Annotated in this window: 16 protein-coding genes and 1 pseudogene; 7 read left to right on the top strand and 10 right to left on the bottom strand. The window is 67.2% G+C overall.

All coding sequences use genetic code 11. The features are described from left to right. Positions 1-33: 33 nt before the first annotated feature. Both BMZ17_RS17855 and BMZ17_RS17850 read right to left on the bottom strand, forming a co-directional pair. Positions 34-267 (bottom strand): annotated as a pseudogene (locus tag BMZ17_RS17855) (LysR family transcriptional regulator); the annotation flags it as partial. 82 nt (positions 268-349) lie between these two features. Beyond that, positions 350-1,051 carry a hypothetical protein gene (locus tag BMZ17_RS17850; RefSeq protein ID WP_093142062.1) on the bottom strand — a complete coding sequence of 234 codons (702 nt, stop codon included), beginning with the start codon at positions 1,049-1,051 and terminating at the stop codon, positions 350-352. 414 nt (positions 1,052-1,465) lie between these two features. Here BMZ17_RS17850 and BMZ17_RS17845 point away from each other — a divergent pair, with 414 nt between their 5' ends. Next, positions 1,466-1,666, top strand: coding sequence for an MBL fold metallo-hydrolase (locus BMZ17_RS17845; protein ID WP_093142057.1), 201 nt, complete (start codon positions 1,466-1,468; stop codon positions 1,664-1,666). Positions 1,667-1,757: 91 nt separating this feature from the next. On the opposite strand, the gene BMZ17_RS17840 is transcribed toward BMZ17_RS17845, so the two are convergent. The 4 genes from BMZ17_RS17840 to BMZ17_RS17825 form a co-directional block, all read right to left on the bottom strand. Next, complete coding sequence (locus BMZ17_RS17840) at positions 1,758-2,195, bottom strand: hypothetical protein (protein WP_093142053.1); 438 nt, start codon at positions 2,193-2,195, stop codon at positions 1,758-1,760. 284 nt (positions 2,196-2,479) lie between these two features. Next, complete coding sequence (locus BMZ17_RS17835; RefSeq protein ID WP_093142048.1) at positions 2,480-2,695, bottom strand: tautomerase family protein; 216 nt, start codon at positions 2,693-2,695, stop codon at positions 2,480-2,482. A gap of 53 nt (positions 2,696-2,748) precedes the next feature. Further along, positions 2,749-3,660: an SDR family NAD(P)-dependent oxidoreductase gene (locus BMZ17_RS17830; RefSeq protein WP_093142043.1), complete on the bottom strand. Its 912-nt coding sequence runs from the start codon at positions 3,658-3,660 to the stop codon at positions 2,749-2,751. 72 nt (positions 3,661-3,732) lie between these two features. Continuing rightward, positions 3,733-4,470, bottom strand: coding sequence for an SDR family oxidoreductase (locus tag BMZ17_RS17825; RefSeq protein ID WP_093142038.1), 738 nt, complete (start codon positions 4,468-4,470; stop codon positions 3,733-3,735). A gap of 122 nt (positions 4,471-4,592) precedes the next feature. Here BMZ17_RS17825 and BMZ17_RS17820 point away from each other — a divergent pair, with 122 nt between their 5' ends. Further along, positions 4,593-5,489 carry a LysR family transcriptional regulator gene (locus tag BMZ17_RS17820; RefSeq protein ID WP_093142034.1) on the top strand — a complete coding sequence of 299 codons (897 nt, stop codon included), beginning with the start codon at positions 4,593-4,595 and terminating at the stop codon, positions 5,487-5,489. 64 nt (positions 5,490-5,553) lie between these two features. Here the strand turns inward: BMZ17_RS17820 and BMZ17_RS17815 are convergent, their stop codons facing one another. Beyond that, positions 5,554-6,489 carry an alpha/beta fold hydrolase gene (locus BMZ17_RS17815; RefSeq protein WP_093142030.1) on the bottom strand — a complete coding sequence of 312 codons (936 nt, stop codon included), beginning with the start codon at positions 6,487-6,489 and terminating at the stop codon, positions 5,554-5,556. A 182-nt stretch (positions 6,490-6,671) separates the two neighbouring features. On the opposite strand from BMZ17_RS17815, the gene BMZ17_RS17810 reads away from it, so the two are divergent. After that, positions 6,672-7,202: a CGNR zinc finger domain-containing protein gene (locus BMZ17_RS17810; RefSeq protein WP_217645839.1), complete on the top strand. Its 531-nt coding sequence runs from the start codon at positions 6,672-6,674 to the stop codon at positions 7,200-7,202. 31 nt (positions 7,203-7,233) lie between these two features. Here BMZ17_RS17810 and BMZ17_RS17805 read toward each other — a convergent pair whose 3' ends face one another. The 3 genes from BMZ17_RS17805 to baeS are packed head-to-tail and all read right to left on the bottom strand — an operon-like array spanning position 7,234 to position 10,697. Beyond that, positions 7,234-8,568: an APC family permease gene (locus BMZ17_RS17805; protein WP_093142022.1), complete on the bottom strand. Its 1,335-nt coding sequence runs from the start codon at positions 8,566-8,568 to the stop codon at positions 7,234-7,236. A 60-nt stretch (positions 8,569-8,628) separates the two neighbouring features. Continuing rightward, positions 8,629-9,318 carry a response regulator gene (locus BMZ17_RS17800; RefSeq protein WP_093142018.1) on the bottom strand — a complete coding sequence of 230 codons (690 nt, stop codon included), beginning with the start codon at positions 9,316-9,318 and terminating at the stop codon, positions 8,629-8,631. Then, on the bottom strand, positions 9,315-10,697 hold the full coding sequence (baeS, locus tag BMZ17_RS17795; protein WP_093142013.1) for a sensor histidine kinase efflux regulator BaeS: 1,383 nt from the start codon (positions 10,695-10,697) through the stop codon (positions 9,315-9,317). The genes BMZ17_RS17800 and baeS overlap by 4 nt, the downstream gene beginning before the upstream one ends. Positions 10,698-10,845: 148 nt before the next feature. On the opposite strand from baeS, the gene BMZ17_RS17790 reads away from it, so the two are divergent. From BMZ17_RS17790 to BMZ17_RS17775, 4 genes are read left to right on the top strand one after another with little or no spacing between them, the layout of a single operon-like run. After that, on the top strand, positions 10,846-12,072 hold the full coding sequence (locus BMZ17_RS17790) for an efflux RND transporter periplasmic adaptor subunit (protein ID WP_139203000.1): 1,227 nt from the start codon (positions 10,846-10,848) through the stop codon (positions 12,070-12,072). Between the two features lie 9 nt (positions 12,073-12,081). Next, positions 12,082-15,219 carry an efflux RND transporter permease subunit gene (locus BMZ17_RS17785; RefSeq protein WP_093142008.1) on the top strand — a complete coding sequence of 1,046 codons (3,138 nt, stop codon included), beginning with the start codon at positions 12,082-12,084 and terminating at the stop codon, positions 15,217-15,219. Beyond that, entirely contained in the window at positions 15,216-16,676 is a 1,461-nt protein-coding gene (locus BMZ17_RS17780) for an efflux transporter outer membrane subunit (RefSeq protein ID WP_093142004.1), read from the top strand. The genes BMZ17_RS17785 and BMZ17_RS17780 overlap by 4 nt, the downstream gene beginning before the upstream one ends. Then, positions 16,673-17,884 (top strand): multidrug effflux MFS transporter, encoded by a 1,212-nt coding sequence (locus tag BMZ17_RS17775; RefSeq protein WP_093142000.1) that lies wholly within the window; start codon positions 16,673-16,675, stop codon positions 17,882-17,884. The genes BMZ17_RS17780 and BMZ17_RS17775 overlap by 4 nt, the downstream gene beginning before the upstream one ends. Positions 17,885-18,333: the final 449 nt, after the last annotated feature.

Here is an 18,333-nt window from a genome sequence, read left to right as displayed (position 1 = left end):
TCCGCTGACTGAAGCCGCGATGGCCCAGCTCGGCTATTCCACGGCGTCCAGGAAACGCGCGGAGCCACTGATGCGCCGAACTTGATGCGCGCGCGGATGCCAGGCCATCGATAGCGTGAAGTCCGGGAACTCGAACGGCAGATCGAAGAGGTCCAGCTGCGCGGCGTAGCGCGCCAGCAGCCGGAGCGGCAACGCCGCCACGCCATCGGTGCTCGACACCAGCAAGGCCGCCTGGTTGTAGCGCTCCACGGTCAGCGCGGCGCGCGGTACGTGGCCAGATCCCGTGGCGCGGCCTCACGCGGATGGCGCTTCGCCAACCACGACCCCGGCGCCCGCGATTCCTGCATGTTCAGACGAGAAGGACCGCGACGACTGCGAGGATCGCGGCCGTCGTCAGCAGGAATGAGGCCAATACCAACCAGAAGGCCCTGAACAACCCCGCCGCGTTGAGCGTGCGAAACGCGTCGGTTCTTGCCGCCAGATACCAGCCGACACTCGTGCAGCACAACACGATGCCGGCCATGTGCCAGCGCACTTCGTGCGAGCGGACCAGGGCTTCACCGACCGCCAGTGCCAGGACGAACGGACACACCAGGAACGCCTGGATCGAGAACGGCTCACGCAGGGTCTCGCGCGTGACGGCAATACGCTGGCGTCGTAATGTCCCAAGCGACGCACCGAGTGCGAAGACGCAGAAGATGGCGGATCGCGTCAGCATCAGGCGTTCGTCGCTGCCAAACAGCAACGGCGCGACGGGCGAGCTGCTATTGGGCAGCGCTTGCCGCGTCACCAGCTCGATCGCATGCGCGAGCCCGACCGTGAGGATGAGCATTAGGACGGGGCTGATGGTCGCCTGGAACCTGCTGTCCTGCGGTTTGAGCAACTCTTCGCGCGTGTAGCGCGCCATCTGCCCGGGGTGACGCAGGATCTTCCAGAAGGTTCTGGGATAGAAGACCAGCCAACCCACCAGCTCGTAGAGAAACTCTTCGAGTGAACGCAGCAAGCGGATCAGATCCATGCGCCAGGGCTCCAAGCTCAGCGACGCGATCATGGGATGGAGATCCTGATCGGCCCCCTCAGCTTAGCAAGCTTACAGAGGGCACCGAGAACCCAGCCGCGCGTTCGTCCGGCGCTGGGCGCCGTTTCATCTTTTCGCCGGCAACCCCATCTTCTCCAGCGTGAGGGTTTCATCGGCGCGCCCCCCAAGCCGCCATCGGTCGGCGATGCGGAGATCACCCATATCGCCGGCTGCGCGCTGGGGAGGTCACCAGGTGCGCGCGTGTGGCTCTGGCTGGGACGATGGCATGGCGCAAGATGAAGTGCGGCGACTGGCGCGCGCCGACGTCACGCCCGAAGACGCCGATCTTGTGCTGCCGACCCGACTGCATGTCGATCACATCGGCTGGAGCACGATTTTATCGCCCTGTCTTCGGCTAGCGAGACCGCACTGTTCGGCGGCGACGTCATGCACCACCCGGTGCAACTCGCGCAGCCGGACTGGAACTCCGTCTTCTGCGCCGACCCGCTCCAGGCGCGTCGCTCACGCGCGTGGGTGCGGGATTACATCGAGAAGGAGCGCGCGCTTTATTTCAGCTCGCATTTCGCCGATACGTCGGTCGTGCGGCATGACGCCGCAGGTGAGGAAGAGGCTTGGGCGTTCGTATAGTTCGGCGTGGTAGATCGCCGCGAAGATGTCATTGGCTCAGAAACCCCTAGCAGCAAGATAACTTGCTGTCCAAATTCGGCTGAAGGTGAAGTTAGCGTTCGACGCCCTTATGTAATTCGGATCTGATCCTGGATATTTCGCTCAAGAACTTTGCAAGCGAGGCGAACGCAGGACCGTCCCCCCAAGAGATCGCACCAGAGTGCTTGTTGATGATGATGGGACTCTTGTCCGGAACAGCAGCCACTCCAATTAAAGGCGTGACTTTCCAAACCGCTCCCTCGTCCGCTGCGCCATACGCGGTTCCGCAACCCACGATGTAAGTAGCGAAGTACAACTTGGCGATGGCGTCGGCTTCGTATTTAGAGATTCCACTCTGAAGATCCGCTCCACGTGCAGTTAGAAACAGCGCGTTGTCTGTGGCAGCCTTGGCTCGCATGATCGCGTCCACATCAAGTGGACGACGGGCCTGCCCCTCCGCGGCAAAGCACGCGAGCACGAATGTCAGAGCTAGCAGCAGGCGAAGAATCATCACTTGAGTCTCTGGACTACGCTCCATTGGCAGTGACCAAAAGCCAAACGCGGCTTTTGGTCGACAGACAGCTTGCGTCGCAATCACTAATCAATGTTTGATGAACCCATCAGGTGGTGATTCGCGCGATGAGCGGGTCTTAAACATCGATGTGGCCACGCGACGAATAATCTGCGTCCACCTTAAGTCGACCACCATCAGATGATGGCACAGCGACTGTTAGCCATAACGGATTTTCAGGCTGGATGAAGGCGCGAATCCCAACTCATCCAGCATTGATGGGCCTAAAGCTTCGCCGTCAAGCCCATCTTCTCCAGCGTGAGAGTTTCATCCGCGCGGCCCCAGCCGCCGTCGGCGACCTCTTCGACCAGGACCATGCTGTAGGGGCGCACGCCTTCGCCGAAGTACTCGACGAAGATCGCGGTGGTGCGGTGGATGATCTCTTCCTTGCGGGCGGCATCGAGGATGCCCTCGGGGAACTTGTAGTTGGCGAACGGCATGACATGTCTCCTTCGGTTTGAGCGCCGCGCAGGATGCGCGACGGATGAAGCAATCAGCTAATAGCGGGCTGCAGCAGGTCGCCCAGGCCGACGCGGCGCAGGAACTCGGCGCGCACGCGGTCGGCCACGGCGTTGACCACGGCGGCGCCGTCGTCGGACGGATCGACATGCACGCGGAACGGGCGCTGCCCGGCCGGTGTGTTGACGATGCCGACCATCGCGCTGGCGACCTCGGCCACGTCTGCATCAGGCGGTTCGGCCGCGGCGAGGCCGTCGTTGGCCTGCTGTGCGAGCCCACGCGTGGCGCCCTCGGCGTATTCGGCGGCGCGCGCGGCATCGGCCGGCGTGCCGCTGTGGGCGAAGTGGTTGGTGCCCTGGGTGAAGGCACCGGGCACCAGGATGCTGGTCTCGATGCCCCAGCGCGCCAGCTCACTCGCATAGCTCACCGCCAGCGCGTCCATCGCCGCCTTGGCCGCGAAGTACGGCGCGAGGAACGGTGGCGTGCCGCCGCGTGTGCTGGAGCTGCCGACCCATAGCAGCAGGCCGCTACGCTGGCGGCGCAGCTGCGGCAGCGCGGCGCGGTTGACGCGCTGGGTGCCGAGCACGTTGACGTCGTAGAGCTGCGCGTACTGCTCGGGCGTGAACGCTTCGGCCGGGCCGAACACCATGTGCGCGGCGTTGTGGACCAGCACGTCCAGGCGGCCGTGGTCGGCCATGATCTGGGCGATGGCGGTATCGGCCGAATCCTGCGATTGCACGTCCAATTCCAAAGTGCGCAAGTCGACGCCGTGTTGGATGGCGTGCTCGTGCGCGGCCTGCACTTGCGCTGCATTACGACCCAGCGTGTCGCGCATGCTGGCGTAGACGGTGTGGCCTGCCGCGGCCAGCGCGCGGGCGCCGAGTGCGCCGAAGCCGCTGGACGCGCCGGTGATCAGGACGATTTTCTTGTCGTGCTGCGTGTTCATGGCATGACTTCTCCGTCGACGCGGCCCGCGGGCCACGCCTGTGTGGATACAAACGGGACGGCGGGGTGCGGCTTAGGCGAAGCCGCCGTTGGCGCGCAGCACCTGAGCGTGGACCCAGCCACCGTCATGGCCCGCGAGGAAGGCGACCACCGCGGCGATGTCATCCGGCGTGGCCAGGCGCTCCAGCGGCGGCAGCGTGGCCAACTGGGCGATCTGCTCCTCGCTCTTGCCGGTCAGGAACAGCTCGGTGCCGGTCGGGCCGGGCGCCACCGCGTTGACGGTGATGTTGCGGCCGCGCAGCTCGTTGGCCAGCACTTTCACCAGGCCTTCGACGCCGGCCTTGGTCGCGATGTACGGCCCGTAGTTCGGGAAGGACTTGGCGATCACGCTGGTGGACACGGCGACGATGCGGCCGCCTTCGGCCACGTGCTGCGCGGCCTGGGCCAGCACCAGGAAGGCGCCCCGCAAGTTGGTGGCGACCATCGCGTCGAACTTGTCCAGGCTGTCGGCCTTGATCGGCGCCATGTCCATCACACCGGCGCTGTTGACCACCACGTCCAGGCGGCCGAAGCGCTCCAGCGTCTTGGCGAACAGCGCTTCCACCGCCGCCGCGTCGGCCACATCGGCCTGAACCGCGATGGCCTGGCCGCCGGCGCCGGTGATGGCGTCCACGGTCTCGGCCGCCTTGGCGGCGTTGCCGGCATAGCCGACCACCACGTTGAAGCCGTCGGCGCCCAGGCGATGGGCGATGGCGCGGCCGATGCCGCGGGAAGCGCCGGTGACCAGCGCAGTCTTGTTCGAAGTGCTCATGGGGAAAGTCCTCATCGTGTGCCGGCTGGGCCGGCGGGATGGGCACAGTCTGGCTATTGAGCGTGACTGGATAAACCAGTGCCAGTTGCCAGAACCATTCAATCTGGGACAACAATGGCAGCATGGACCGCTTCGATTCCCTGCACCTGTTCGTCCGCATCGTGGAGCTGGGCAGCTTCACCCGTGCGGCCGCCGAGCTGGCGCTGCCGCGCGCCACCGCCACCCACGCGATCAAGCAGCTGGAAGCGCGCCTGGGCAGCCGCCTGCTGGAGCGCACGACCCGCCAGGTCCGCACCACCGCCGACGGCCAGGCCTTCTACGAGCGTTGCGTGCACCTGCTCGCCGAGCTGGAGGAAGCCGAAGGCGCGCTGCGTAATGTCGCCGCCCGCCCGCGCGGCAGCGTGCGCGTGGAAATGCACGGCAGTCACGCGGTGCAGCTGGTGCTGCCGCGGCTGCACGAGTTCCATGCGCGCTATCCGGACATCGCGCTGGTGATCAGCAGCGGCGACCGGCTGGTGGACCTGGTGCGCGAGGGCGTGGACTGCGCGCTGCGCAGCGGGCCGCTGCGCGATTCGTCGCTGGTGGCGCGGCGCGTGGGCACGCTGCATGAAGTGGTCTGCGCCAGCCCCGGTTACCTCGCCACGCATGGCACGCCCACGCATCCGGAGCAATTGGCGCAGCACCAGGCGGTCGGTTTCTTCGCGCCCAACCACGACATCGACTATCCGTTCGCGTTCCTCATCGACGGCAAGCCGCGCGACTTCCCTATCGGTGGCTGGCTCAAGGTCAACGAGTCGCGCAACTACGTCGCTGCCGCGGTGCAGGGCCACGGCCTGATCCAGATCCCGCCGCTGGGCGTGGCCGACGAACTGGCCAGCGGCGCGCTGGTGCAGGTGCTCGCCGAGTGGGCGCCGCCGCCGATCCCCGTGCACCTGCTGCTGCCCAGCCGACATCCCCCGCCACGCGTGCGGGCCTTCGTCGACTGGGTGACGCAGGTGTATGCCGATGCGCTGGGCTGAGCAGCACATCGTTTGAGCGCGTAGAAGCGCGCCGCCATGTGCAATGACACGGCGGCGGCAGCGGTCAGCGCTTGAGGTTGCGATCCAGGAATTCCAGCATCGCTTTGGCGATGGCATCCCCATGCGTTTCGATCGCGAAGTGCCCCGTGTCCACGAACTGCACGTCCGCCTTCGGCAGATCGCCCTTGAACGCTTCCGCGCCTGCGGGCACGAAGAACGGATCGTGCTCACCCCAGATCGCCAGCAACGGTGGCTGGTATTGGCGGAAGTACGCATGTAGCTGCGGGTACTGCTTGATGTTCTCGCCGTAATTGGCGAGCAGGTCGATCTGCGGCGTCTCGCCGATGCGGGCGATCGCTGCCGAGGCCAGCTGGTAGGGTTCCGGCGCGATCAGCGAAGGATCCTTGACCCCTTCCTGGTACTGCCACTGGATCATCTCGGGCGAATTGAAGTGGCGCAGCGCCTCGCGATTCTCGGCGGTCGGATGCGCCCAGGCCTTACGCGCGTCGGCCCAGCCCGCGCTCAGGCCCGCCTCGTAGGCATTGCCGTTCTGGCTGACGATCGCGGTGATTTTTTCCGGATGCTTCACCGCCAGCCGCCAGCCCACCGGCGCGCCGTAGTCGAAGACGTACATCGCATAGCGGTCGATGCCCTTGGCGACGGTAAAGGCATCGATGACCGAGGTCAGCCGATCAAAGGTGTAGTCGAAGTGCGTCCCGGCCGCGACCTCGGTCTGGCCGAAGCCCGGCAGGTCCGGCGCGACGACGTGGTAGCGCTGCGCCAGCACGGGGATCAGGTTGCGGAACATGTAGGACGAGGCGCCGAAGCCGTGCAGCAGCAAGACGGTGGGCGCATCTGCAGGGCCGGCCTCGCGATAGAAGACGCGCACGCCCTGGATCTCGATGGTGTCGTGGTGGACCTGGGGGGCAGCGTCGAACGCAGCAGCCTGGAAGGCGCTGCCCAGCAAGGCGGTTGCGGCGAGCGTGTGCTTGATGTTCATGGGAAATCCTCCGTCAACGGGCTAAAAGTAACCTGATAAATATCATTTCACAGGTTACTTGATCCCAGTTTAGGCATGCCCGTGATAACCTGTCAAACATCAATTAAGAGGTTACTTCGATGGCAACGGACCGAGCCGCGCCCCATCCCGGCGAGCCGCCCCTGATCGGCGATCACCTGGCCATGGATCTGCTCAACACCCAGGTCCGCAGCAACGGGGAGGACGTCGATCTCTGGCGCACGGGCGAAGACGTGGCAGCCTGGATGGCGCGATTGGGGCTGGATGGCGCGGACTCGGGCGTCGGCACGCCCGAGACGCTGCTGGCGCAAGCCAAGGCATTGCGGGCGCTGGCGCGCGGGCTGGTCGCCAGCCGCAAGGCGGGCGAGCCCGTGCAACTGGATGCACTCAATCAGCACCTGCATGCCTACCGCAGTACGCCGCATTTGGCGCGCGACGTGGATGGCCACTTCGTGCTGCAACGACGGGCGGCAAATGACGACGCTGAGGCGCGGCTTGGCCCGGTCGCCGAGTCCGTGGCCTCGCTACTGGTGGAGGGGGATTTCGCGCTCGTCAAACAGTGCGAACACCCCGACTGCATCCTCTGGTTCTACGACCGCACCAAGTCGCACAAGCGCCGCTGGTGCAGCATGGCCCAGTGCGGCAACCGGCATAAGGCCGCGCAGTTCAGGAAGCGCAACAGCGACGCTCCGTAAGGACGCCGCTTGCAGCGGCTGGCGTGGTGCGTCAGTCGCCCACGCGCACCTTGCGCCCAGTCATGCGCAGCACGCCGTAGATCAGCACCAACGCAATCAGGGCGACGCCGATGGCGTGCCATTCCTTCGAGGTCAGGGTGGTGACGATGGCGACCATCGCGGCCACGGCCAGCAGCGGGATCAGCGGGCCGCCCCACAGCAAGAAAGGCTCACCGCGCTCGCGCAGGTCCAGGCGCTGGGCCTGCCAGGCGGCGATGGAGACCAGCAGGTAGACCAGGCAGTTGGAGCCGCCGGACACCAGCGCCAGCGCATCGAAGCTGCCGCCCAGCGCCAGCATCCACGCCAGCAGCGCGTGCACCACCAGCGCCAGCAGCGGCACGCGATAGCGCGGGCTGACCTTGGCGAAGGCCGACGGCAGAAAGCCATCGCGGCCCAGCGCGAACAGCGAGCGCGAGGATGCCAGCAGGTTGCCCAGCACGAAGCCAGCCATCGACACGCACGCGGTGATCAGCAGCAGCACGCGCGCCGGCGCCCACAACGCGGCGGCGGTGTCGGCCAGCGGCACGCCGCTCTTGGCCAGCATCGGGCCCAGCAGGCCCTGGCCGACGATCTGCAGGCCCAAGTACAGCGCCACCACCAGCAGGATCGCCACCAGCGTGGCGCGCGGCACGTTGCGCGAGGGATCGCGCACTTCGCCAGAAGGAATCAGCGCGGTCTCCACGCCCGAGTAGGCGAAGATCACCAGCACCATCGACATGCCCAGCGCGCTCCACGACGGCACTTCGCCCGGCAGGAAGCTGACCTGGCTCCAGTCCACAAACCAGATCCCGCACGCCACCAGGATAAACAGGGGCGTCAGCTTGACCGTGGCCAGCACCGCGATCGCGCGCGCGCCCAGCTTCACGCCGAAGGCGTTGAGCGCAAACAGCACCGCGTACAGGGCGGTGATCAGCGCGATGCGCGCCGTCGGCGTGCCCAGCGAAGGCACCAGGTTGGCGACCTGGGTGGCGAAGGCCGCGGCCACGCCCGCGCTGGACGCGACATTGCCGATCCACATCAGTGCGCCGGCGATGAAACCGGCGAACGGCCCGAACGCGGTGCCAACATAGGTGTACGGCCCGCCGGTCGCGCTGGCGCGGCTGCCGATGGCGGCAAAGCACAGCGTCACCGGGATGATCGCCAGCGCGCCGGCCAGCAGCGCCAAAGGCGCAGCCGCGCCCATCTGCAGCGACAGCGTGGCCGGCATGCGGAAGATGCCGCCGCCGACGATGATGTTGATCACCGCTGCGGTCAGGGCGAAGGCGCCGACGGCGCGGATCAGGGCGGCGTCGCCCTGCAAGGGTTTGGTCGGCGTGGGTGCGGACATGGAGGGCGCGCAAGAAAGGACACCGCAGCGTCGCACGCGCACGCCGCCGAAAGCGAGCGCTCAGGTTTCCAGGCGGTAGCCCATGCCGTAGATCGAGCGGATCGGGTCGTCGGCCAGGCCGGCTTCGTGCAGCTTGCGACGCAGGTTGCGCACGTGGCTGTCGACGGTGCGGTCGGTGACGATGCGATGGTCGGCGTAGAGATGGTCCAGCAGCTGCTCGCGCGACCAGATCCGCCCCGGACTCCCCAGCAGCGTGCGCAGCAGGCGGAACTCCACCGCCGTCAGGTCCAGCGCCTGGCCATGCAGCAACGCGCGGCCGCCGTGCGCGTCGATGGCCAGGCCGGCCACCGGCGGATCGGGTTGGCCATGACGCGTCCGGCGCAGCACCGCGCCCACGCGGGCGATGACTTCCTTCGGGCTGAAGGGCTTGCAGATGTAGTCGTCGGCGCCGACTTCCAGGCCGAGCAGGCGGTCGATCTCTTCCACCCGCGCGGTGACCATGATCACCGGCACGTCGCTGGCCGCGCGGATCGCACGACACAGGTCCACGCCATCGCGACCCGGCAACATGACGTCCAGCAGCACCAGGTCCGGGCGCTGGGCGTTGAAGGCGTCTATCACCTGCGCGCCATCGGCGATCCAGTCGCTGCGATAACCGGCCGCATGCAGGTAGTCGCGCAGCACCGCGGCCAGGCGCGGTTCGTCCTCGACCACCAGCACGGTGCCGGCATTGTCAGTGGGCGCGTTCATGCCTGCAGCGGCAGGGTCAGCACGAGGCGCAAGCCGCCCAGCGCGGACGCCTCGGTGGCGATGGCGCCGTCGTGGGCGAGCACGATGTTGTGGCAGATCGCCAGGCCCAGGCCGCTGCCGCCGCTGGCGCGGTTGCGCGAGGCATCCACGCGGTAGAAGCGTTCGAACAACCGCGCGCGTTTGTCCGGCTCCACGCCCGGCGCGCTGTCCTCGATCACGATCCGCGCCTGGCCATCGACCGCCTGCGCCTGGACGGCGACCACGCCGCCGGCGTCGGTGTAGCGCAGCGCGTTTTCCAGCAGGTTGGCGAACAGCTGCTGCAGGCGGCGCTCATCGCCCAGCACCATCAGCGCTGCTGCCGAATGCGGCGCCATCAGGTTCAGCCCCGCATCGGCGAAGCGCCCGCGCATGCCGTCCAGCGTGGCCTGCAACACCGCGCCCAGGTCCAGCGTGGCACGGCGGTAGGCCAGCGCACCAGACTGGGTCAGCGCCAGGTCGTGCAGGTCATCGATCAGCTTGCCCAGCTGCTGCACTTCGCCCTGCAGCGGCGACAGCGTGGTCCAGGTCATCGGCCGGATGCCGTCCTGGATCGCCTCCAGTTCCGCGCGCAGTACCGCCAGCGGCGTGCGCAGCTCGTGCGAGATGTCAGCCATGAAGGCGCGCCGATTCTGCTCGGTGTGTTCCAGCGCATCGGCCATGCGGTTGAAGTCCTGCGCCAGCCGTCCGACTTCGTCATCGCTGCCCGGGGCGATGCGCGTGGTGTAGTCGCCGGCTGCGAGCCGATGCGTGGCAGACGCCAGCCCGCGCACCCGGCGCAACAGCGCGCGCGACAGCAACCAGGCCAGCGTGGCGGCCACCAGCACCGAGGCGATGCCGATCATCCACCAGCGGCGCTGCTGCTGTTCGATGAAGCGCTGCTCGTTGGCGGCCAGCACGCGCTGGAACGGCACCATCGCCATCCAGCCCACGGTGCGGCCCTGCACGAGGATCGCGCGCCGCACCGCATCGGCATCGACATTGGGATTGCCGATCACGCGCTTGCCGTCCGCATCCAGCAGGGCGAAGCGGAACACCGCGCCGCTCTGGTCCGAGACCGGCGGCGCGCGCAGATCGAAGTCGCCGATCTCGACCTCGCTCGGGCGCATCAGGGTGAACCAGACGTCCGGCTTGCCGCGCACGAAGTCCCAGCTGCCGTGGCGCGCGTATTCGGCCTGCAGCCGCGGCAGCAGGTGCTCCATGCGGCCGGTGCCCTGGTCGTTGAGATAGCCCATGAAGCCGCGCTCGAAGGCGATGCGCGTGGCCACGCCGTTGACCACCAGCACCACCGCGCACGCGGCCAGCACGGCGCAGAACAACTTGGCGGTGATTCCAAATTTCATGGGACGCAGGCGCAGCCGGGAGACGGGAAGACCGGGCCATTAGTGGCGCCGGCGGCCGGCAACGCAACCCCGCCACGGCAATCTCCATATTTGCTGCACATTTGGCGCGCAGCGTGGCAGGCCTGGAAAAAACCTGAGTGCCGCCTGCATGTCTTCCTCCCTGTCTTCTCGTCCCGCCCTGCGCCCGCTGGTGCTGCCGCTGATGCTGGCCGCCTGCCTGGCCGCGTGTTCCAAGTCGCAAGCGCCCGTACAGCCGCAGGCCGCGGTCAGCGTGCAGGCCGTGTCCACCCAGCGCCTGGCGATGGACCAGACCCTACCCGGCCGCACCGTGGCCTACATGACCTCGGACGTGCGCCCGCAGATCGGTGGCCTGATCCAGAAGCGGCTGTTCACCGAAGGCCAGGAAGTCAAAGCGGGCCAGGTGCTCTACCAGATCGATCCGGCCACCTACCAGGCCGCATACGACAGCGCCAAGGGCGACCTGGCGCAGGCCGAAGCCGCGGTGCTCTCGGCCAAGCCCAAGGCGGCGCGCTATGAAAACCTGGTCAAGCTGGACGCGGTGAGCAAGCAGGATGGCGACGACGCCATCGCCACGCTGCGCCAGGACGAAGCGGCCGTGGTCGCGGCCAAGGCCGCCCTGCAGACGGCGAAGATCAACCTGGACTACACCCGCATCACCGCGCCGATCAGCGGCCGCATTGCCACCTCCACCTACACGCCCGGCGCGCTGGTCACCGCCAGCCAGGACACCGCGCTGACCACGATCCAGCAATTGGACCCGATCTACGTGGACGTGAGCCAGTCCAGCGCGCAGCTGCTGGCACTACGCAAGCAGATGGACAGCGGCGCGCTCAAGTCCGTCGACGGCAAGGCCCAGGTCAGCGTCACCCTGGAAGACGGCAGCACCTACGCCCACACCGGCACGCTGGAATTCGTCGGCACCTCGGTCGACACCGGCACCGGCAACGTCACCCTGCGCGCGGTCATCCCCAATCCCGATGGCCTGCTGCTGCCAGGCATGTACGTGAACGCCGTGCTGCCGATGGCGATCGACGACACCGCCATCCTGGTGCCGCAGACCGCGGTGACCCGCAACACCAAGGGCGAGGCCACGGTGAAGCTGGTCGGCGCCGACAAGAAGATCGTCGAGCGCGTGGTCCAGACCGGCAGCGCGATGAAGGACCAGTGGGTGGTCACCGGTGGCCTGAAGGCCGGCGAGCAGCTGGTGGTGGAAGGCGGCAGCAAGGTCAGCGCCGGACAGACGGTCACCGCGCAGGCGGTCAAGGCCGCGGCGACGGCTGAGACCGCCACGGCCGACGACGACCAGGCCGCGCCGGCCGGCCACACCGCGGCCGCCAGCCGCACGGCCGAGTAAGGCACCGCCATGTCACGTTTCTTCATCGACCGGCCCATCTTTGCCTGGGTCATCGCCATCGTCATCACCCTGGCCGGCACGCTGGCCGTGTTTTCCCTGCCGATCGAGCAGTACCCCGATATCGCGCCGCCCAGCGTGTCCATCCGCGCCACCTATACCGGTGCCTCGGCCGAGACCACGGAAGCCTCGGTGACCCAGATCATCGAGCAGAACATGACGGGCCTGGACAACCTGATGTACATGTCCTCCAGCAGCACGTCCTCGGGCAGTGCGCAGGTCACCCTGACCTTCGAAAGCGGCACCGACCCGGACATCGCCCAGGTGCAGGTGCAGAACAAGCTGCAACAGGCGCAGTCGCTGCTGCCCGACGCGGTACAGAGCACCGGCGTCACGGTGACCAAGTCCTCGGGCAGCATGTTCCAGGTGATCGCGTTCACCTCCGACAACGGGAGCATGAACGGCACCGACATCTCCGACTACATGGTGGCCTCGCTGCAGGACCCGCTCAGCCGCGTCAGTGGCGTGGGCAAGGTCCAGGTGATGGGCTCCCAATACTCGATGCGCATCTGGCTCAACCCGGAAAAGCTGCGCACCTATTCGCTGATGCCCTCGGACGTCACCAGTGCGATCAGCGCGCAGAACAGCGACGTCACCGCCGGTTCGCTCGGCGCGCTGCCAGCCGTGGAAGGCCAGTCGCTGACCGCCACGGTCACCGCGCGCAGCCGCCTGAAGACGGTCGAGCAGTTCAACAACATCGTGGTCAAGTCCGACGCCAGCGGCGCGCGCATCCTGCTCAAGGACGTGGCCACCACCGAACTGGGCAGCGAGGACTATTCGTCCACCAGCCTGTTCAACGGCAAGCCCGCCGCGGGCCTGGGCATCGAGCTGGCCTCTGGCGCCAACGCGATGGACGTGGGCGAGGCGGTGCAGGCCAAGCTGGATGAGCTCAAGCCGTACTTCCCCAGCGGTCTGAACTACCACGTCGCCTACAGCACGACCCCGTTCGTGAAGATCTCGATCGAGGAAGTGGTCAAGACCCTGATCGAGGCCATCATCCTGGTGGTGGCGATCATGTACCTGTTCCTGCAGAACTGGCGCGTGACCCTGATCCCGGCGATCGCGGTGCCGGTGGTGCTGATGGGCACCTTCGGCGTGCTGTCGCTGCTGGGTTACTCGATCAACACGCTGTCGATGTTCGCGATGGTGCTGGCGATCGGCCTGCTGGTGGACGACGCCATCGTGGTGGTGGAGAACGTCGAGCGGCTGATGAGCGATGAGGGCCTGTCGCCGTACGAGGCCACGCGCAAATCGATGGGCCAGATCACCGGCGCATTGGTGGGCATCGTGCTGGTGCTGGTGGCGGTGTTCCTGCCGATGGCGTTCTTCGGCGGCGCCACCGGCGCGATCTACCGCCAGTTCTCGGTGACGATCGCCTCGGCGATGGTGCTGTCGGTACTGGTGGCGATGACCCTGACCCCGGCGCTGTGCGCGACCCTGCTGCAGCCGATCGAACAGGGCGGGCACACCACGCCGCGCGGCCCGCTGGGCCGGTTCTTCGCCTGGTTTAACCGCTTCTTCGATCGCAACGCCGACCGCTACGGCCGCGGCGTGGAGAAGATCGTCACCCATCGCAAGCTGGGCATGGCCGGCTATGCGGTCGCGCTCGTGCTGATGGGCGTGCTGTTCTGGCGCCTGCCGACCTCGTTCCTGCCCGAGGAAGACCAGGGCATGTTGATGGTGATGATCAAGCTGCCCTCGGGCGCGACCCAGCAGCAAACGGTCAAGGTCATCAAGGAAGTCAGCGCCTACGTGCAGCAGCAGCCGGAAGTCGACTCGGTCATGGCCGTGGCCGGTTTCAGCATGGGCGGCAGCGGCCAGAACTCGGGCATGGGCTTCGTCAAGCTCAAGGACTGGAGCGAGCGCGACAGCGTCGCCAGCGACATCGGCACGCGCATCACCATGGCGATGATGGCCAAGTACCGCGACGCGGAGATCTTCGCCGTGTCGCCGCCGTCCATCCAGGGCCTGGGCAGCAGCGGCGGCTTCACGCTGGAGCTGCAGGACGTGGGCGGCGCCGGCCACGAGGCGCTGGTCGCGGCCAAGAATCAGCTGCTGCAGCTGGCCAACCAGGACCCGCTGCTCAGCCAGGTGCGCTATTCCAACCTGGACGATGCGCCGACTTTCGACGTCAAGATCGACGATGCCAAGGCCGGTGCGCTGGACCTGGCGCAGAGCGACGTCAACAGCACCCTGTCCACCGCGATGGGCAGCACCTACGTCAACGACTTCGTCGATCGCGGCCGGGTCAAGAAGGTCTACGTGCAGGGCGAGGCGTCCGCACGCATGTTGCCGCAGGACATCAACCGCTGGTCGGTGCGCAACAGCAACAACGACATGGTGCCGTTCTCGGCGTTCTCGACTTCGGGCTGGAGCTACGCGCCGGCGTCGCTGTCGCGCTTCAACGGTACCGCCTCGATGGAGATCACCGGCCAGGCCGCCAGCGGCGTCAGCTCGGGCGCGGCGATGAACGAGGTCAGCAAGCTGGTCGCCCAGTTGCCGGGCCAGTACGGGGCGTCGTGGTCGGGCCTGTCCTACCAGGAAAAACAGGCCGGCTCGCAGGCGCCGCTGCTGTACGCGGTATCGCTGCTGTTCGTGTTCCTGTGCCTGGCGGCGCTGTATGAGAGCTGGTCGATCCCGTTCTCGGTGATGCTGGCCGTGCCGATCGGGGTGCTGGGCACCTTGCTGTTCACCACGGTGCGCGGGCTGGAAAACGACGTGTACTTCCAGGTCGGCCTGCTGGCGACCGTGGGCCTGGCGGCCAAGAACGGCATCCTGATCGTGGAGTTCGCCAAGGAGCTGGAAGACAAGGGCGAATCGCTGATCAAGGCCACCCTGCACGCCGCGCGCATGCGCCTGCGCCCGATCCTGATGACCTCGCTGGCGTTCATGCTGGGCGTGCTGCCGCTGGTGATCAGCAGCGGCGCCGGCTCCGGCGGTCGCCACTCGCTGGGCACCGGCGTGCTGGGCGGCACGCTGGCCTCGACCGTGCTGGGCATTTTCTTCGTTCCGCTGTTCTACGTGATCGTGCGCAGCCTGTTTCCCGGCAAGGGCAAGGCCAAGGCGCGCGCCATCGAGGTGACCCCATGATCCGTTCCTTCCTGCCGCGCGCCGTGCTGGCCGCGGCCTGCCTCGCCGCGTTGTCTGGCTGCGCCAGCATGGCGCCACGCTATGCCCGTCCCGATGCGCCGGTGGCCACCCAGTTCCGCGAGACCGCCGCGGCCGGCGCCAGCGATGCGACCAGCACGCCGGTGGCGTCGCTGGACTGGCAGCAGGTGTTCATCGATCCGCGCCTGCGCCAGGTGATCGCGCTGGCGCTGGACAACAACCGCGACCTGCGCATCGCCCTGCTCAACATTGAGCAGCAGCGCGCGCAGTACCGGATCCAGCGCGCCGATCTGTTCCCGACGGTGCAGGCCACGGCCAGCCAGTCGCGGGCGCGCACCAGCGCCAGCGGCAGCACCAGCGGCAGTGGCGGCGTGAACCAGAGCGCCAGTGCGGAAGTGGGCTTCAGCAGCTGGGAGCTGGACCTGTTCGGCCGCATCCGCAGCCTCAAGGACGATGCCCTGGAAACCTGGCTGGCCACGTCCGAAACCCAGCGCAGCACGCGCCTGACCCTGGTGGCCGAAGTGGCCGCCGACTGGCTGACCGTGGCCGCCGACCAGCAGCGCCTCAAGTTGGCCCAAGACACTCTGGCCAGCCAGCGTCAGTCGCTCAAGCTCACCCAGGCCCAGCACGACGAGGGCGTGATGTCCGGCGTGGACTTGGCCCAGATGCAGAGCACGGTGGAAAGCGCCCGCGCCGATGTCGCCAGCTACACCACCCAGCTGGCGCAGGATCGCAACGCGCTGGAACTGCTGGTCGGCGCGCCGGTGCGCGATGCGCTGCTGCCGGATGTCGATGCGCTGGATGTCTCGGTCGCGCTGGCCCCGTTGCCGGCCGACCTGGACTCGCGCGTGCTGCTGCAGCGGCCGGACGTGCTCTCGGCCGAGCACACGCTCAAGGCCGCCAATGCCAACATCGGCGCGGCGCGCGCGGCGTTCTTTCCGACCATTTCGCTCACCGCTTCCACGGGGCGGGGCAGCGATGCGCTATCGAGCCTGTTCGACAGCGGCAACCGGACCTGGTCTTTTGTACCCTCGATTACACTCCCGATCTTCGACGCCGGCGCGCTCAAGGGCGATCTGGACGTCGCCAAGATCGAGAAGAACATCGAAGTGGCCACCTACGAGAAAACCATCCAGACCGCGTTTTCCGAGGTCGCCGATGCGCTGGTCGCGCGCGCCAACCTGGCCGAGCAGCTGGATGCGCAGAACGCCCTGGTCGATGCCACCCAGCGCAGCTACACCCTGGCCGACGCGCGCTACCGCAACGGCGTGGACAGCTACCTGGAGGCACTGACCTCGCAGCGCTCGCTCTACAGCGCCCAGCAGGACCAGATCACCCTGCGCCTGACCGAGGCCAGCAACCGGGTCACGCTGTACAAGGTGCTCGGCGGCGGCGCCGATGCGCAGGCCGGCACGACCGTGGCCGAGGCCGCGCGATGAGCGAGGTCGCCGAACCGCACGCGCAGGCCGTCAATCACGCGCCGCTGCGACTGGTGCTGATCCTGGGCGCGCTGAGTGCATTCGCGCCCTTCGCCACGGACATGTACCTGTCCGGCTTCCCGGCGATCGCCCACGACCTGCGCACCGATGTCGCGCACGTGCAGCTGAGCCTGTCGAGCTTCTTCCTGGGGCTGTGCGTGGGCCAGCTGCTGTACGGGCCGATGACCGATGCCTGGGGCCGGCGCGGCCCGCTGCTGGCCGGCATCTGGCTGTTCACGGTGACCTCGCTGCTGCTGGTGCTGAGCCAGCACGTTCAGCTGTTCATCGGCGTGCGCGCGTTGCAGGCCATCGGTGGCTGCGCCGGCATGATCGTGGCGCGCGCGGTGATCCAGGACCTGATGGAGCCGCGCGAAGCCGCGCGCACGCTCTCGACCATGATGATGGTGCAGGGCCTGGGCCCGGTGCTGGCGCCGCTGCTGGGCAGCTGGCTACTGGCGCTTGCCGGCTGGAAGAGCGTGTTCGTGTTCCTGGCGCTGTTCGGCAGTGCCTGCCTGATCGCCGTGTGGCGCGGCCTGCCCGAAACCCTGCCGGCCGCGCGCCGTCGCCCGCTGCACCTGGGCAACACCTTGCGCACCTTCGGCCAGCTGCTGCGGATGCCAGACTTCCTGCTGCCGGCGCTGACCTGCGCGATGGGCATGGCGGCGATGTTCGCCTACATCGCCGGCTCGCCGTATGTGTTCATGAGCCTGCACGGCGTCAGCCAGCAGCACTACGGCTGGCTGTTCGCGTTCAACGGCATCGGCATGGTGATCGCCGGGCGCATCAACGTGCTGCTGCTACGCCGCCTGGCACCGACCGCGGTGTTGCGCATGGCGGTGTGCGTGATGGCGGCGGCGGCAATCGTGCTGTTGCTGCTGCGCGACAGCAGCGCGCTGCCGTGGCTGGTGGCGCCGCTGTTCGTCTGCATCGGCTGCGTGCCGATGGTGGCGGCCAACAGCGTGGCGACGGCGATGGGCGTGGGCCGCTTTGCGGCCGGCAGCGCGTCGTCGCTGGTCGGCGCATTGCAGTTCGGCCTGGCGGCCGGTGCCAGTGCGCTGGTGGGTGCGTTGGACGATGGGACGGCATTGCCGATGACGGCGGTCATGGTCGGATGCACGGCCACCGCCGCGGTGCTGGCGTGGTGGCCGAGGGCTGAAGCCGCTGCTTGATGTTGGTTGCGTTGTGATGCTTCTACGCTCTTGCTGAAAGGCAGTGCTTTCGTGCTTGACGGGGCGTTCGACGATCAGGATTGATTGACTTCGCCGTTCGAGGTGAAAGCAGAGCTTTCGCGGCGCTTCGCGCCACGACCTACTTTCTTTGCTTGTGCAAAGAAAGGTAGGCAAAGAAACACACACCGGGCAGCACGCCCGCTTCGCGGGTTCGCTACGCGGCGAGGGATTTTTGTAAGGGACATCCTTGTCCCTTACAAAAACACCGTGCATCCATGCACGGTGCCCTGCGGGTCTTTGCCTCGCCTCTTCGCCGTGCCTTACGGAGATTTGAGAGCGAAGGGCGAAGGGCGAAGGGCGAAGGGCGAAGGGCGAAGCAGCTAGTCTCGCTCAGCGTTCCCGAAAGGCCGTTCGCTCATGACCAACGTTTATCGGCTGCTGGAGTCATC

Source organism: Pseudoxanthomonas sp. GM95 (genome assembly GCF_900109775.1).
Classification (GTDB): domain Bacteria; phylum Pseudomonadota; class Gammaproteobacteria; order Xanthomonadales; family Xanthomonadaceae; genus Pseudoxanthomonas_A.
This window is presented reverse-complemented; position numbering and strand designations above follow the sequence as displayed.